Origin of the sequence: Pedobacter sp. ISL-64, assembly GCF_018613605.1 — a bacterium.
In the GTDB taxonomy this organism is placed as follows: Bacteria; Bacteroidota; Bacteroidia; order Sphingobacteriales; family Sphingobacteriaceae; genus Pedobacter.
In genome coordinates, this window is record NZ_JAGGPU010000006.1 from 445703 (window position 1) to 459377 (window position 13675).

Sequence of the window (13675 nt, forward strand, 5' to 3'; positions counted from 1 at the left end):
CAAAGCTTTTCAAAAGGTTACAGCTTATCTTCAAAACTAATTAATTTTATGTCTACAATGAATTAATCGCCCTGTATTATTTGATTTAAATTGATTAAAACATAATATACATAAATTGCGTTTGATAAAATACGGAAAAGAAAAATTAAATTCGTATTTTTGCACCTCAAAAAATTCATCAAGAATGAAATTATCACAATTCAAATTCAACTTACCAGAATCATTAGTAGCCAACAATCCGGCAGAACAACGCGACGAAGCTCGCCTAATGGTTTTACACAAAGACAGCGGTAAAATTGAACATAAAATTTTTAAAGACGTTTTAGGTTATTTCGATGACAAAGACGTAATGATATTAAATAACACTAAGGTTTTCCCTGCCCGTTTATATGGCAATAAAGAGAAAACCGGTGCAACCATCGAGGTTTTCTTGCTACGTGAATTAAACAAGGAATTACGTTTATGGGATGTTTTGGTAGATCCGGCACGTAAAATCCGTGTAGGTAATAAATTATATTTTGGCGACGACGATTTATTGGTTGCTGAGGTTGTAGACAACACCACATCACGTGGCCGTACCATCCGTTTCTTATTTGAAGGTACTGACGAAGAATTCAGAAAAAATGTTGAAATTTTAGGTGAAACTCCTCTTCCTAAGTATATTAAACGTAAAGCTACCGCTGAGGATAAAGAACGTTATCAAACCATTTTCGCTAAACACGAAGGTGCAGTAGCTGCTCCAACTGCCGGTTTACACTTTAGCCGTGAGTTGATGAAACGTCTTGAACTTAAAGGTATAGAATTTGCAGAAGTAACTTTACACGTTGGTTTAGGAACTTTTAGAACTGTTGAGGTTGAAGACTTAACCAAACACAAAATGGATTCTGAGCAATTCATTATCGAGCAAAAGGATGCAAACATTGTAAACAAAGCTTTAGAGGAAAAAAGAAAAATCTGCGCGGTAGGTACTACTTCAATGCGTGCTATCGAATCGGCTGTTTCTGCAAACAGAACATTAAAAGCAGCTAACGACTGGACCAGTAAGTTTATCTTCCCTCCTTACGATTTTAATATTGCAAACTCCATGATTACCAATTTCCACACACCAGAATCTACTTTATTGATGATGGTAAGTGCATTTGGCGGATATGAAAACGTTATGAATGCTTACGAAGTTGCAGTAAAAGAAAAATATAAATTTTACAGTTATGGCGATGCCATGCTAATCATATAGATTTGAGTATTGAGATATGAGATTTGAGTTAGATCAAGTCTCCTATCTCAAATCTATAGTCTCACATCTTAAATTATGAAATACTACGCTATAATTGTAGCAGGCGGTTCTGGCAATCGGATGCAAACGGAAACCCCAAAACAATTTCTACTGCTCAAAAACCTTCCGGTTTTGATGCATACCATAAAAGCTTTTGCACAAAGCGATACTCAACCTAAAATTTTATTAGTTCTAAACAAAGATCAACAGGCTTACTGGGCCAGGTTATGTGAAGAATTTAATTTCCATGTACCGCATCAGGTTATCGATGGCGGCACGGAGCGTTTTCACTCGGTAAAAAATGCAATCCATGCCATCGAAGAAGAAAGTTATATTGCCATTCATGATGCTGTTCGTCCGTTGGTTTCAAAATCTCTTATCGACAATTGTTTTAAAGAAGCTGAGCTACAGGGAAACGTTATTGCAGCAGTGCAATCAAGCGACAGTGTACGCATGCTTAGAAACGATAAAACAACGGCATTACAACGTGATGAAATTTATTTAGTACAAACTCCACAAACTTTTAGCCTTAACATTCTTAAAGAAGCTTATAACCAGGAGTTCAATGCACATTTTACCGATGATGCTGGCGTGGTAGAATCTGTAGGTTATGAAATTAATATCATCGAAGGAGAAAGAGGAAATATTAAAATTACCTATCCTATTGATCTTGAACTGGCAGAACTATTATTAAAGAATTAATAGCTTAAGTTCGTCTAATAATAGCCACTATATAAGTTCTGCGGCAATTTAAACATAGCGTCGTCACCCTGAACCGAGCCTTAGCGAGCTCACCGAAGGTAATTCATTTCAGGGTCCTAATAGCAGGAAAGATGCTGACCACCTAGTAGCTACAAGACAACTGAAAACACTATTTTTATTTGTAAAATAAATTCAGTATGACGATCGAACTGGTTAAAAGAGCAAAAAATTAATCAACATCTGATTATAAAATTAAAAAGGAGTTTCAAAAATGAAACTCCTTTTTTAATCCATCCATTTCAAAGCGTTCCCTACTTCTAAACCAATGAATATCGGTGCGATATATTTTTTTTACGCTGCCCGTCCAATTACTTTAAGCAGAATTGCAATAACTGCGATTACCAATAAAACGTGGATTATACCGCCAACGTCTCCGAAGCCGTGAAATACAAATCCGATCACCCAGAGTATTACCAATACTACTGCGACTAAATACAATAAATTTCCCATAGTGTTAATTTTTTAGCAATGTTATATTATTGGTGTATTAACACTTGGCTTTTCACTTTTGTTTAAAAAATGTAATTATTTTATCGGCATGACGAATAGTATGTGAAATGAAAGCATAAAAAAACCTCCCAGTTTAGCTGGAAGGTTTTTTATAGTTTCTCATGATTAGTATTCGTCCTCGTTAAAGAAGAAATCTTCTTTAGTTGGGTAATCTGGCCAAATTTCCTCAATGGTTTCATAAGGTTCGCCATCATCTTCTAATGCCTGTAAGTTTTCAATTACTTCTACTGGGGCACCAGAGCGGATACCATAATCAATTAATTCGTCTTTAGTTGCAGGCCATGGTGCGTCTTCCAAGTGCGATGCTAATTCTAATGTCCAATACATATCGTCAATTCAATTAAATTCTTGTTCTTATTATTGCGCAAAGTATATTAAAATTTTTGAGCAAAACAAACTTATTTTTCCACTATTAAACCCGCGGAATCCAAATGTTTTCTTCCGTCTTAAAATACACGGTCAGTTTTCGTGCCAAAACGAACAAATAATCGCTTAAACGGTTCAAATAAACTGTTACTCGCTCATCTACAAAGCTATTTTCTGCAAGTGCTACTGTCAGGCGTTCTGCCCTTCTACAAACACACCGTGCAATGTGGCAGTAAGAAACGACAGTATTTCCACCAGGTAAAACAAAATGTTTTAAAACAGGCAGCTTTTCATTCATCAGATCCATCTCGTTTTCTAACAGGGTAATATCAGTATCGTGCAGATCGGGGATCTTCATTTTAGATGTTTCGGGGTCTGCTGCAAGCGATGAACCAACAGTAAATAACCTATCCTGAATTTCTTTTAATAATTTCTGGTCGTGCGCCTCAATATCCTGGCACATAATTAAACCTATGTGCGAATTTAACTCGTCAACAGTTCCATAGGTTTCGATACGTAAATGATATTTAGGTACACGGGTACCTCCAATGAGTGATGTTTGGCCCTTATCGCCAGTTTTAGTGTAGATTTTCATATTGGAATGGTTTAAAGTGAAAGGTTTAAGGCTTAGGGCTTTCAAAGCCTTATGCCTACACCTTACGCCATCAACCTTAATTGATTTTCTCCCAATCGCTGCCAGTATCATTCAAAGCCTGCAAACGTGGAGATACATTTTTAATATCTGTATTTAAATAATCGTTTTCAATCAAACCATCACGCATCCGTACAATACGGTGGGCGTGCTGCGCAATATCTTCCTCGTGCGTAACCAGAATAATGGTGTTCCCTTTGCTGTGGATTTCTTCCAACAGGCCCATTATTTCAATTGATGTTTTGGTATCTAAGTTACCTGTTGGCTCATCGGCTAAAATAATAGATGGATTATTGATCAAAGCCCTGGCTACAGCCACACGTTGGCGTTGACCGCCTGATAGTTCATTTGGCTTATGATCCATACGATTGCCCAAACCTACATTTTCTAATGCTTTAGCTGCTCTTGCATCTCTGTCCTTTTTACTTGTTCCTGCATAAATTAAAGGTAAAGCAACATTATCCAAAGATGTTGAACGTGGCAACAAGTTAAAGGTTTGAAAAACGAAACCGATTTCCTGGTTGCGCACTTCTGCCAAAGCATCGTCACTCATGTGACTTACATTGGTTCCATTTAAAACATAGGTTCCGCTTGAAGGTGTATCTAAGCAACCTAAAATATTCATCAGGGTTGATTTACCGGAACCAGATGGGCCCATCAATGCTACGAATTCGCCCTTATTAATATCTAAAGAAACTGATTTTAAAGCGTGAATCACTTCAGATCCAATAACATATTTACGGCCAATTTCTTTTATAGTGATGAGTGGTTTCTCCATGTTTTTTCTTTTTTAGACAAGTGTAGCAGGTAAGATGTTACAAAATTATTTATTTGATTGTCCTTTTTGCTAAAATACTAGTTCATGTGTTTGAGTTCATTTCAATTTCAGCAAATTTAAAACGGTTCATCAGATCAATAATAGCGTTGTGAGGTTTGTCAAAATTATAGGTTGTAATATCAAATGTTTTACTCCAGTTTCGAAAATAAATAAAGAATATAAGATTTGTCATGTCTCCTGCATCCCCACCAGTTGACTTAGACTCAATAGAATATGTACCATATCTTATTATATCATCCCATTGATAAAAGACATAAGATAATTGTTTTTTAACTTTAATCCTATCGGGTGTTATTATAATTTCTGGCCATAAATTATAAAGTAGTATGATGATAAGAGGCAAAAGAAGAACGGATAACACTATTAACAACTGAATGGCGTCAGAAAGCTGGTGAGATGATAATACTATAAACATGAACAAAGCTATAAGGAAAAACAACAATGCAATCCAAAGTACCGGTTTTTTTGATCTTCTTATCAGAATCTTTTCCATCTTTTCGTATCATTTGCTGACCGTGTACAAAGTTATGCTTAATTATTTTTCGATAATTTTTGGCACCATGAAAAATTGGTCGGTATGCTTTGCTGCATTTTTCAAGCCATCAGCCGTAGCTATTTCTTGCTTAACCACATCTTCTCTCCAAACATTCACCGATTCGTTCATATAAACCAACGGTTTCACGTTTGAAGTATCCAATTCATTTAACTTTTCCATGAATGACAAAATTTTGTTCATTTCAGGAATCAGTGTATCCACCTGCTTTTCATCAATATGAATTCGAGCCAGATCGGCTATTTTATGGATGGTTTTTGCGTCTAAATTCATATTTATACTAACTTACTATCAATCAATCTATAAACCTTTTCTTTTAATACATCAGAATCAACATCAGCCAAAGTTGAGGTATTTATGGGTTTGTGGACGTAAATATCGCAAATTCCTGGCTTACTTCCATACTTTGCTCCGTCATCCCAATTAATTTTCCAAACATCGGTAATACTAACGGGCACCAGCGGTATATTTTTATCGATAGCCAGGCGGAAGGGACCATTTTTAAACTCACCCAACTTTGGTGGGTAATGGTCGTCTATTTTACCTTCCGGAAAAATAATCAGGCTCATCCCCTTTTCTAAGTTTTCGCCAGCTTTTTTAAATGCTTTAAAAGCCGAAATCTTACTGTCGCGGTTCACAGAAATATCGATGGTTTTAAAAAAAATGCCCAATACGGGATTATTCAACAATTCATCCTTTCCCATAAAGTGGAATTTACCATGCCCCATGATACAGAAAATCATAATATCCAGGTTAGAGGTATGGTTTGCACAATAGATGTAAGTTTGTTTGGGATTTAGCTCTTCTTCATATTGATAACGAAAAAAAACACCTGAAAACAGACTGCACAAAAAACTGTTGGCTTTTCTGAAAAAATTGAGCGTACTGTAATACTTCTCATTACGTGAGGTAATGTAATATATTGGATAGAACAGAGCGAAAAAAAACAGTATCCAGAATAGAAACCATATCCGGTGTACTTGTCTTAGAAGATAAATCATAGATAACCAAAAATATAAAATAGTTTGATATTTCAAATAAGTGTTTTACTGTAGGCTCGTTTATAGTCGATAGCACGCTAACCAGTCATTGATCAAAGACTTCCCCACTACGGTCCTATTGTGGACACATCTACATTAGCCTGTATTTATTTTTCAGCACATATTTTTAAGGTGATTGCCATGCCGTCTTAAATGTTCGAGATCAGCATCTTCCTGCTATTAAGAGACCATGATTCTAAAACTATCAAGTGTCGACACAAATGTTTATTTATTTTTTCGCTCTTTGCCGCGGGGCATGGTAGTTTTTCGCAGATCATGTTATTTTTATTTGTGCTCAAGAATGCTGGCGCATTTTGGAGCGCCAAAGTAGCCAAAGCGCTTTGTCATCCGATAGCTATCGGATCCAGCAATGGGCCTCTCACACACATCAAAAAAACAGCGGCACTTTGTTTAATCAGTTTTTGTTTGTGTTTTCTTTGGGCTGATTGAGCCCTTCGGGGTTTGTGTTCAATGCTATTTTGAGCCTTAATTCAGTGATTACGAACACAAAACCACTGCGTTTCAGGTTTGTTGGTGCCAATTATAATGAACTACTCCTGTTTTTTTGATTCTCCCGACCCTTGGGATTGACGGCGTTCTTCGGTAGAACCAGTGTATTATTAAAGCGGGTCAGCATAATGCTTAAAAACCAACAAAGATATGTCAACACGATAGGCTACGGTCGATGATGATTGAAAAAGCACTTGTCCACGGTTCCGTCCCTGCAAAAACCGCTGTTTATAAAGCTTATTGAAGTGTAAAGCCGAGAGCGCAGCGAGGACTTGTAACAGAAAGAAGGACTGTAGCTCCCGATAAATACGTGCTTTCATTTTCAAATTATGGTTATATTGCTCGCTGTGGTTGTTGTGGCACCAGCGCTAGGAAAAGATCTCTCCGCTACGTTACACTCCGGTCGAGATGACGGAAAAAATATTGAGAGATAACGATCGAAAAGGTACTTCTCCGCAGTTCCATCCCTGCAAAAACCGCTGTTTATAAACCTTATTGAAGTGTAAAGCCGAGAGCGCAGCGAGGACTTGTAACAGAAGAAGGACTGTAGCTCCCGATGAAATACGTGCTTTCATTTTCAAATTATGTTTATATTGCTCGCTGTGGTTGTTGTGGCACCAGCGCCAGGAAAAGATCTCTCCGCTACGTTACACTCCGGTCGAGATGACGAAAAAATATTGAGAGATAATGATCGAAAAGGTACTTCTCCGCAGTTCCGTCCTTGCAAAAACCACTGTTAATAAACCTTATTGAAGTGTAAAGCCCAGAGCGCAGCGAGGACTTGTAACAGAAAGAAGGACTGTAGCTCCCGATGAAATACGTGCTTTCATTTTCAAATTATGGTTATATTGCTCGCTGTGGTTGTTGTGGCACCAGCGCCAGGAAAAGATCTCTCCGCTACGTTACACTCCGGTCGAGATGACGGAAAAAATAGTGAGAGATAACGATCGAAAAGGTACTTCTCCGCAGTTCCGTCCCTGCAAAAACCGCTGTTTATAAAGCTTACTGAAGTGTAAAGCCGAGAGCGCAGCGAGGACTTGCAACAGAAAGAAGGACTGTAGCTCCCGATGAAATACCGGCTTTCATTTTCAAGTTATGTTATATTGCTCACTGTGGTTGTTGCGGCACCAGCGCCAGGAAAAGATCTCTCCGCTACGTTACACTCCGGTCGAGATGACGAAAAAATATTGAGAGATAACGATCGAAAAGGTACTTCTCCGCAGTTCCGTCCTTGCAAAAACCACTGTTAATAAACCTTATTGAAGTGTAAAGCCCAGAGCGCAGCGAGGACTTGCAACGGAAAGAAGGACTACAGCCTCCGATGAAATACCGGCTTTCATTTTCAAGTTATGGTTATATTGCTCACTGTGGTTGTTGCGGCACCAGCGCTAGGAAAAGATCTCTCCGCTACGTTGCACTCCGGTCGAGATGACGAAAAAAATAGTGAGATGACAACTATACATATAAATTATAGGTTCTACCAGTATTCAAAAAAAATCTTACCATTAAAATTGAAGCGATTTATGATTTGCTTGTATTTTATTTTTAATTTCGTGCCATTATGAAAGAAACAGTGGTGAGCGGTATCCGCTCAACAGGAAAATTACATTTGGGTAATTATTATGGTGCAGTTAAAAACTTCGTTCAAATGCAGAACGACTACAACTGCTACTTTTTTATCGCCGATTTACACTCCTTAACTACACATCCTACTCCAGCCGATTTACATGGAAATATTAAACATGTTTTGGTTGAATATCTGGCTAGTGGAATTGATCCAGAAAATAGTACCATTTATATACAAAGTGATGTTCCGGAAATTGCAGAGCTTTATCTATACTTAAATATGAACGCTTATATGGGTGAATTAGAGCGCAGCACATCTTTTAAAGATAAAGTGCGTGCCAACCCAGATAACGTAAATGCAGGTTTATTAACCTATCCGGTATTAATGGCCGCAGATATTTTAATCCACAAAGCTACTAAAGTACCTGTTGGAAAAGATCAGGAGCAACATTTGGAAATGGCGCGTACTTTCGGAAACCGTTTCAACAGGTTATACAATACAGAATATTTCCCTGAACCTTACGCTTTTAGCTACTCTGACAAACTGGTTAAAGTACCTGGTTTGGATGGCAAAGGTAAAATGGGTAAATCAGAAGGCGAAGCCAATGCAGTTTACCTATCTGATGACCCTGAAACCATTCGTAAAAAAGTAATGAGAGCGGTTAGTGATGGTGGCCCAACGGAAGAAAACCAACCAAAACCTGAACCTATTCAGAATCTTTTTGATTTAATGAAAGTGGTTTCGAGTGCGGATACACTTGCACATTTTGAAGATTTGTATGGCAAAATGCAGATCCGTTATGGCGATTTCAAAAAACAACTGGCAGAAGATATGATTATTACGACTGCACCTATGCGTGACCGTATTTTGGATATTGCCAAAAATGATTCATATTTAAGGCAAGTAGCTAAACATGGTGCATTGAAGGCCCGCGAAAGCGCGCAAAAAACCATCAGAGAGGTTCGCAGTTTAATCGGGTTTAAAAGTTTTTAATAATTTTAATAGATTTGAGATATGGGAAACTAGATTTGAGATATTAGATTTGAGATTAATTCTCAGTCGCATATCCCGAATCTCAAATCTCACATCTCGAATCTCCAATCTAAAGAAAATGCACATAGCAATTGTAGGAAATATAGGTGCCGGTAAAACTACCTTAACAGGTTTATTAGCCAAGAATTATGGATGGGAAGCTTTATACGAGGCTGTGGACAATAACCCTTATCTGGAAGATTTTTACAGCGACATGAAACGTTGGAGCTTTAATCTTCAGATTTATTTCCTAAACAGTCGTTTTCAGCAAATTACCGACATTGAAGTAAATAAACGCAACGTAATTCAGGATAGGACCATTTATGAAGACGCACATATTTTTGCAGAAAACCTGCATGATATGGCATTAATGACCACCCGCGATCATGATAATTACAGGGCTATTTTTGATAACATTACCTCTTTTATTAAACCACCCGATTTATTGGTTTACCTGCGTGCATCGGTACCTACATTGGTTAATAATATCCAACGTCGTGGCCGTGAGTACGAAGCGGGCATCCGTATCGATTACCTGTCTAAGCTGAATGAAAAATACGAAGCCTGGATTAAGGGTTATAACCTGGGGAAATTATTGATTTTGGACAAAGATAAATTAGATTTCACCAACAACCCAGAAGATCTAGGTACGGTAATCCAATCTATTGAGGCTGAAATAAATGGATTATTTTAAAAACAGAATAACATTTTTCTTTTGTGGCAAAAAAGAGGGAAAGGATTTTGAACATGAAAAACCTGAGAACTGGAAATGGGGAATTTTTTATTTCGCCAAAAATGACTACAGGTTTATTCTTCCAAAAAGAAATAATGCAATGGGCTATACACTCAATTTTGCCCACCGAACAACTTATATTGTTTTGATTTTGATTATAGCCATTGGTATTTTATCTCGGATTTTAAATAAATAGTATGTCTAAAATTATCGGAATTATTCCTGCACGATATGCCTCTACCCGTTTTCCGGGAAAGCCTTTAGTAGATATTGCCGGAAAAACCATGATCCAAAGGGTTTACGAGCAAGCATCGAAAGCCGAAAGCTTATCGAAAGTAGTAATTGCCACCGATGATGTACGGATTGCCGATGAAGTAAAGCGGTTTGGTGGAGAATTTATCTTTACCTCAACTAATCACCAAAGCGGAACTGATAGATGCGCTGAAGTGATTGAGACTTTACCTGGGTACGATATTGTGATCAACATCCAGGGTGATGAACCATTTATCGAACCTGCACAGATTGAATTACTGGCGAGCTGTTTTACTGAAGAAAAAGTACAGTTAGCAACATTAATCAAATCTATCCAGAGTCAGGAAAGTGTATACAATCCCAATAGTCCTAAAGTGGTGATCGATGTAAACGGTCGCGCCATGTATTTTAGCCGCAGTCCAATTCCTTTTATCAGAAATGGCGAACCAGGTGTATGGGCAGAAAAACATCAGTTTTACAAGCACATCGGAATTTACGGTTACCGCACAGAATCATTAAAAGCCATTACCAAATTACCACCATCTTCTTTAGAAATTGCCGAAAGCTTAGAACAACTTCGCTGGATCGAAAATGGATTTTATATCCAAACAAAAGTAACTGACTTAGAAACAGTTGCAATAGATACACCAGAAGACTTATTAAAACTGAATAAATTGCTTAAGGCTTTGAAACTAGACTGAGTTCATTAAACATTGGTTATAAGTTTAGTGTTTAGGTTAGCGCTACTCCCTAAACACTAAACTCTCCCTAACCTACCTAATCACCAGTTCCATCTGAATATTACATCGCGTGTACGGTGTGGGCTTACCTGCCACTTTTTGGAAACCTAGTTTATGGTAAAGGTTTATGGCTGGTTTTAAAATGGTATTGCTCTCCAAATAAATTTTAGATGCATCTAACGATCTTGCCTTATCAATAATGGCATTTGCCAATAGAAAGCCCACATTTTTTCCTTGTGCTTTTGGCGATACCGCCATTTTGGCCAGTTCAAAATCATATTCGCCATCATTCATCTTAATTAGTGCACAAACACCCAAAGGCTCACCTTCGTAAAGAGCAACCAATATAAAACCTCCTTTATCTAAAATATAACCCTGCGGATTATCCAAAGCTTTATAATCAGATTCTTCCATGGTAAAATACTGTGAAATCCACTCTACATTTAGCGACCTAAATATTTCCTGGTATTTGGGCTGGTAATCTACAATCTCAATCTTTAAGCTATCTCTTTCTTTTTTCTTTTCCATTACCCTTCTCAACAAGGTTTTTTGCCCCAATAAAAACTCCCACTCGCCTATTGCTTCCCAAAGTTTATTTTGCGACTGGCCCGAAATCTCTTCAATGGCAGCATTTACATCAATCAGCTGATCTTCAATTTTTTTAGAGATCTCTATTCCTGCCGGAGAAAGGCTCACCACATTCCTCCGTCCATCGGTTTTATCTTTTCCCTCTTTAACGTAGCCCTTTTTTAGCATTTCGCTAATGATTTTACTTACAGATGGATGAGAATGGCCTATATCTTTAGCCAGTTCGGTAATTGTTTTTTCTTTCTCTTGTGCCAAAGCATAAAACACAGGAAACCACTTAGGTTGCATATCAATATTATACAACTTATAAATCTGCGCTGCGTCTTCAGTTACTTTATCGGTTAGCATTCTTAACCTGCTACCTATAGCTACTTTACCAGTTTCTTCGAAAAAATTCATAACAATAATTAATTACGTAATCAGTTACGCAAATATAAGAACTAAATTGAAGTCTGCAACAGTTTTAATTGCCTGGGGTTAATATTTTAGTATTTTCGCCCTTATATGAAAAAGAAAACGCTCCTATTTATATTCATTTTATGTGCCTATACCAGCTTTGCACAAGATGAGCCCGGCTTAATAATAAAGACAAACATTTTGAATTTAGTAGCCAAAAGGCCTACAATAGCCATAGAAAAGACTTTTTCAAACCGCTATGGCTTGGAGTTCGCTTACACCTCTGGCGAAATTAAAAATCTGGGCTACCGCGATTATCTCCATTACGAAGGCTTCTTGCTTCGCGCAAAGAAATACATCCGCCCGATCAAAAAAAGAGAAGCCAATGCTTTTTATGGCGTTTATTTCGGAAACCTCGATAAAACTGTTGTCTCGCATCGCTCAGTTGATGAAACCGGTATTTTCAGCTGGGGCCGAAACAGGGATTTTAGTGCGGGTTCTTTGCGTTATGGCGGAACATTTGGCGTATCCTTTATTCCGGGGAAACATTTTCTTTTAGAGGGCTTAACAGGCTTAGGTTATGGAGATTATTATCATGTTCAAAATAATTTAAAGAATAGGCTCCCAGGTGGTTATTTCGACTTTCAATTGTGGTTATCTATTGGCTATTCCTTTTAAATTTAGGGATATCATAAAATATGGACATGAACTAAAACATAAAATTTGTAGTTTTGAATATGAGAAATATACCGCTCTTTGTTGCTATCTGTCTGTTAGCGCTCGTTGCCTGTAATTCGAACAGCAAAAAGGAAACCAATGCCATTGAGTTTAAAAATGTTAATCAGCGCCTCGCCAAATCTTTTTCTGATTTAAAACGTTTGGACACGTTTAAGATCGAACTTACTGGTCGGAAACCCGAAGAAATGGTATTGAATTTCACAATCAAAAATGCCGACGGAAAAGAAATTTACAATACCAAAATAAAAGGAACTGAATTATTGGGCAGTACCGATCCAAATGTTGATCTTTCAAAAGAAAAAGACCAGATTATTTTCTTAAAAACCATTGCTGATGATTTTTTTAGCGATGATAATTTTCTCGAACCTGCAGTAATGCCTGAGGATAAAGCCGATAATTATACTCCTGACAAAGCCCTTTATGAGGAATTAAAAAAATCGGGGTTAAATGGCTTTAAGTATCGTTTAGGAAAAGAAAACAACATTTACATTGCCTGGAGCGAAAAAGAACAAAAAGTGAAGATTTATTATAACTGCTGTTAATAGATATAAATCAACGCCAGGAATTTAGAAATGAAAAGATCTGAATTTATTGCAAACAGATTAAGAGAAGTTTTATTAAATGGTTATTGGATTGCCAACACCAACTACCAGGAACAATTGTTAAGCATTACCTGGCAACAGGCAAGGCATCAGGTAGCAGATTTAAATACAATTGCAGCTTTAACCCATCACATCAATTATTATCTGGCTGGTATTTTAAATGTATTTAAAGGCGGGCTTTTGGATATTAAAGATCAATATAGTTTCGACCTGCCGCCAATACAATCAGAAATGGACTGGAAAAAAAATGACTGAAGAATTTTTGGCAAATTCGGCAGCTTTCGCCGATGAAGTAGCGCAAATGCCAGATGAAAAATTAGATCAGGTATTTGTAAATGAAAAGTATGGCACTTATCTGCGTAATATAGAAGGTGTAATTGAGCACAGTTACTACCATTTTGGGCAGATTGTACTGATCAAAAAACTGATTTTAGCAGCAACAAAATAAATGTCGCTACTGATGATGAAGCGTATTAATCTAAAATGCCTTCATTAAACGCATAACTTTTACTTCTTTCCCCCC

Annotated in this window: 18 protein-coding genes; 10 read left to right on the plus strand and 8 right to left on the minus strand. The window is 37.3% G+C overall.

The features are described 5' to 3' along the window. Positions 1 to 184 precede the first annotated feature (184 nt). Positions 185 to 1234 carry a tRNA preQ1(34) S-adenosylmethionine ribosyltransferase-isomerase QueA gene (gene queA / locus J7E57_RS09980; RefSeq protein ID WP_215127582.1) on the plus strand — a complete coding sequence of 350 codons (1050 nt, stop codon included), beginning with the start codon at positions 185 to 187 and terminating at the stop codon, positions 1232 to 1234. 75 nt (positions 1235 to 1309) lie between these two features. Continuing rightward, entirely contained in the window at positions 1310 to 1975 is a 666-nt protein-coding gene (locus J7E57_RS09985) for a 2-C-methyl-D-erythritol 4-phosphate cytidylyltransferase (RefSeq protein WP_215127585.1), read from the plus strand. Positions 1976 to 2326: 351 nt separating this feature from the next. On the opposite strand, the gene J7E57_RS09990 is transcribed toward J7E57_RS09985, so the two are convergent. The 7 genes from J7E57_RS09990 to J7E57_RS10020 form a co-directional block, all read right to left on the minus strand. Next, the gene (locus J7E57_RS09990) at positions 2327 to 2485 is read right to left on the minus strand and encodes a lmo0937 family membrane protein (protein WP_109924584.1); all 159 of its coding nucleotides are present in this window, start codon (positions 2483 to 2485) and stop codon (positions 2327 to 2329) included. Positions 2486 to 2650: 165 nt separating this feature from the next. Next, a complete protein-coding gene (locus J7E57_RS09995) occupies positions 2651 to 2872 on the minus strand; it encodes a DUF2795 domain-containing protein (RefSeq protein WP_010603503.1) in 222 nt (73 codons plus the stop codon). 85 nt (positions 2873 to 2957) lie between these two features. Then, positions 2958 to 3506, minus strand: a complete 549-nt coding sequence (locus J7E57_RS10000) for a cob(I)yrinic acid a,c-diamide adenosyltransferase (RefSeq protein ID WP_215127587.1) — start codon at positions 3504 to 3506, stop codon at positions 2958 to 2960. A gap of 76 nt (positions 3507 to 3582) precedes the next feature. Then, entirely contained in the window at positions 3583 to 4341 is a 759-nt protein-coding gene (locus J7E57_RS10005; RefSeq protein WP_215127589.1) for an ABC transporter ATP-binding protein, read from the minus strand. Positions 4342 to 4423: 82 nt separating this feature from the next. Then, complete coding sequence (locus tag J7E57_RS10010; protein ID WP_215127591.1) at positions 4424 to 4894, minus strand: hypothetical protein; 471 nt, start codon at positions 4892 to 4894, stop codon at positions 4424 to 4426. A gap of 42 nt (positions 4895 to 4936) precedes the next feature. Continuing rightward, the gene (gene gatC / locus J7E57_RS10015) at positions 4937 to 5227 is read right to left on the minus strand and encodes an Asp-tRNA(Asn)/Glu-tRNA(Gln) amidotransferase subunit GatC (RefSeq protein WP_029278731.1); all 291 of its coding nucleotides are present in this window, start codon (positions 5225 to 5227) and stop codon (positions 4937 to 4939) included. Between the two features lie 2 nt (positions 5228 to 5229). After that, entirely contained in the window at positions 5230 to 5955 is a 726-nt protein-coding gene (locus J7E57_RS10020) for a lysophospholipid acyltransferase family protein (RefSeq protein WP_215127593.1), read from the minus strand. Between the two features lie 2110 nt (positions 5956 to 8065). On the opposite strand from J7E57_RS10020, the gene trpS reads away from it, so the two are divergent. The 4 genes from trpS (at position 8066) to kdsB (ending at position 10789) form a co-directional block, all read left to right on the plus strand. Continuing rightward, positions 8066 to 9064, plus strand: a complete 999-nt coding sequence (trpS, locus tag J7E57_RS10025) for a tryptophan--tRNA ligase (protein WP_215127595.1) — start codon at positions 8066 to 8068, stop codon at positions 9062 to 9064. Positions 9065 to 9182: 118 nt separating this feature from the next. Beyond that, a complete protein-coding gene (locus J7E57_RS10030; protein WP_025144984.1) occupies positions 9183 to 9797 on the plus strand; it encodes a deoxynucleoside kinase in 615 nt (204 codons plus the stop codon). Then, positions 9784 to 10032, plus strand: coding sequence for a hypothetical protein (locus J7E57_RS10035; RefSeq protein WP_215127597.1), 249 nt, complete (start codon positions 9784 to 9786; stop codon positions 10030 to 10032). The genes J7E57_RS10030 and J7E57_RS10035 overlap by 14 nt, the downstream gene beginning before the upstream one ends. Before the next feature lies 1 nt (position 10033). Next, the gene (gene kdsB, locus J7E57_RS10040; protein ID WP_215127599.1) at positions 10034 to 10789 is read left to right on the plus strand and encodes a 3-deoxy-manno-octulosonate cytidylyltransferase; all 756 of its coding nucleotides are present in this window, start codon (positions 10034 to 10036) and stop codon (positions 10787 to 10789) included. Positions 10790 to 10861: 72 nt separating this feature from the next. On the opposite strand, the gene J7E57_RS10045 is transcribed toward kdsB, so the two are convergent. Then, positions 10862 to 11815, minus strand: coding sequence for a bifunctional helix-turn-helix transcriptional regulator/GNAT family N-acetyltransferase (locus J7E57_RS10045; protein ID WP_215127602.1), 954 nt, complete (start codon positions 11813 to 11815; stop codon positions 10862 to 10864). Positions 11816 to 11920: 105 nt separating this feature from the next. Between J7E57_RS10045 and J7E57_RS10050 the strand changes: the two genes are divergently transcribed. The 4 genes from J7E57_RS10050 to J7E57_RS27130 are packed head-to-tail and all read left to right on the plus strand — an operon-like array spanning position 11921 to position 13600. Then, positions 11921 to 12490 carry a hypothetical protein gene (locus J7E57_RS10050; RefSeq protein WP_215127604.1) on the plus strand — a complete coding sequence of 190 codons (570 nt, stop codon included), beginning with the start codon at positions 11921 to 11923 and terminating at the stop codon, positions 12488 to 12490. A 59-nt stretch (positions 12491 to 12549) separates the two neighbouring features. Continuing rightward, a complete protein-coding gene (locus tag J7E57_RS10055) occupies positions 12550 to 13092 on the plus strand; it encodes a hypothetical protein (RefSeq protein ID WP_215127606.1) in 543 nt (180 codons plus the stop codon). Positions 13093 to 13122: 30 nt separating this feature from the next. Further along, positions 13123 to 13407, plus strand: coding sequence for a hypothetical protein (locus J7E57_RS27125; RefSeq protein ID WP_251029870.1), 285 nt, complete (start codon positions 13123 to 13125; stop codon positions 13405 to 13407). Beyond that, a complete protein-coding gene (locus J7E57_RS27130) occupies positions 13400 to 13600 on the plus strand; it encodes a hypothetical protein (protein WP_251029871.1) in 201 nt (66 codons plus the stop codon). Before J7E57_RS27125 ends, J7E57_RS27130 begins: the two co-directional genes overlap by 8 nt. The last annotated feature ends 75 nt before the right edge of the window (positions 13601 to 13675 follow it).

What these genes read in the sequence shown, in the direction of transcription:
- J7E57_RS10005 (WP_215127589.1), bottom strand. Translation starts at nt 4,341, where the DNA reads ATGGAGAAACCACTCATCACTATAAAAGAAATTGGCCGTAAATATGTT.
- trpS (WP_215127595.1), top strand. Translation starts at nt 8,066, where the DNA reads ATGAAAGAAACAGTGGTGAGCGGTATCCGCTCAACAGGAAAATTACAT.
- J7E57_RS27130 (WP_251029871.1), top strand. Translation starts at nt 13,400, where the DNA reads ATGACTGAAGAATTTTTGGCAAATTCGGCAGCTTTCGCCGATGAAGTA.
- J7E57_RS09990 (WP_109924584.1), bottom strand. Translation starts at nt 2,485, where the DNA reads ATGGGAAATTTATTGTATTTAGTCGCAGTAGTATTGGTAATACTCTGG.
- J7E57_RS10055 (WP_215127606.1), top strand. Translation starts at nt 12,550, where the DNA reads ATGAGAAATATACCGCTCTTTGTTGCTATCTGTCTGTTAGCGCTCGTT.
- J7E57_RS10030 (WP_025144984.1), top strand. Translation starts at nt 9,183, where the DNA reads ATGCACATAGCAATTGTAGGAAATATAGGTGCCGGTAAAACTACCTTA.
- J7E57_RS27125 (WP_251029870.1), top strand. Translation starts at nt 13,123, where the DNA reads ATGAAAAGATCTGAATTTATTGCAAACAGATTAAGAGAAGTTTTATTA.
- J7E57_RS09995 (WP_010603503.1), bottom strand. Translation starts at nt 2,872, where the DNA reads ATGTATTGGACATTAGAATTAGCATCGCACTTGGAAGACGCACCATGG.
- gatC (WP_029278731.1), bottom strand. Translation starts at nt 5,227, where the DNA reads ATGAATTTAGACGCAAAAACCATCCATAAAATAGCCGATCTGGCTCGA.
- J7E57_RS10000 (WP_215127587.1), bottom strand. Translation starts at nt 3,506, where the DNA reads ATGAAAATCTACACTAAAACTGGCGATAAGGGCCAAACATCACTCATT.
- J7E57_RS10035 (WP_215127597.1), top strand. Translation starts at nt 9,784, where the DNA reads ATGGATTATTTTAAAAACAGAATAACATTTTTCTTTTGTGGCAAAAAA.
- J7E57_RS10050 (WP_215127604.1), top strand. Translation starts at nt 11,921, where the DNA reads ATGAAAAAGAAAACGCTCCTATTTATATTCATTTTATGTGCCTATACC.
- J7E57_RS10045 (WP_215127602.1), bottom strand. Translation starts at nt 11,815, where the DNA reads ATGAATTTTTTCGAAGAAACTGGTAAAGTAGCTATAGGTAGCAGGTTA.
- queA (WP_215127582.1), top strand. Translation starts at nt 185, where the DNA reads ATGAAATTATCACAATTCAAATTCAACTTACCAGAATCATTAGTAGCC.
- J7E57_RS09985 (WP_215127585.1), top strand. Translation starts at nt 1,310, where the DNA reads ATGAAATACTACGCTATAATTGTAGCAGGCGGTTCTGGCAATCGGATG.
- kdsB (WP_215127599.1), top strand. Translation starts at nt 10,034, where the DNA reads ATGTCTAAAATTATCGGAATTATTCCTGCACGATATGCCTCTACCCGT.
- J7E57_RS10010 (WP_215127591.1), bottom strand. Translation starts at nt 4,894, where the DNA reads ATGGAAAAGATTCTGATAAGAAGATCAAAAAAACCGGTACTTTGGATT.
- J7E57_RS10020 (WP_215127593.1), bottom strand. Translation starts at nt 5,955, where the DNA reads ATGATTTATCTTCTAAGACAAGTACACCGGATATGGTTTCTATTCTGG.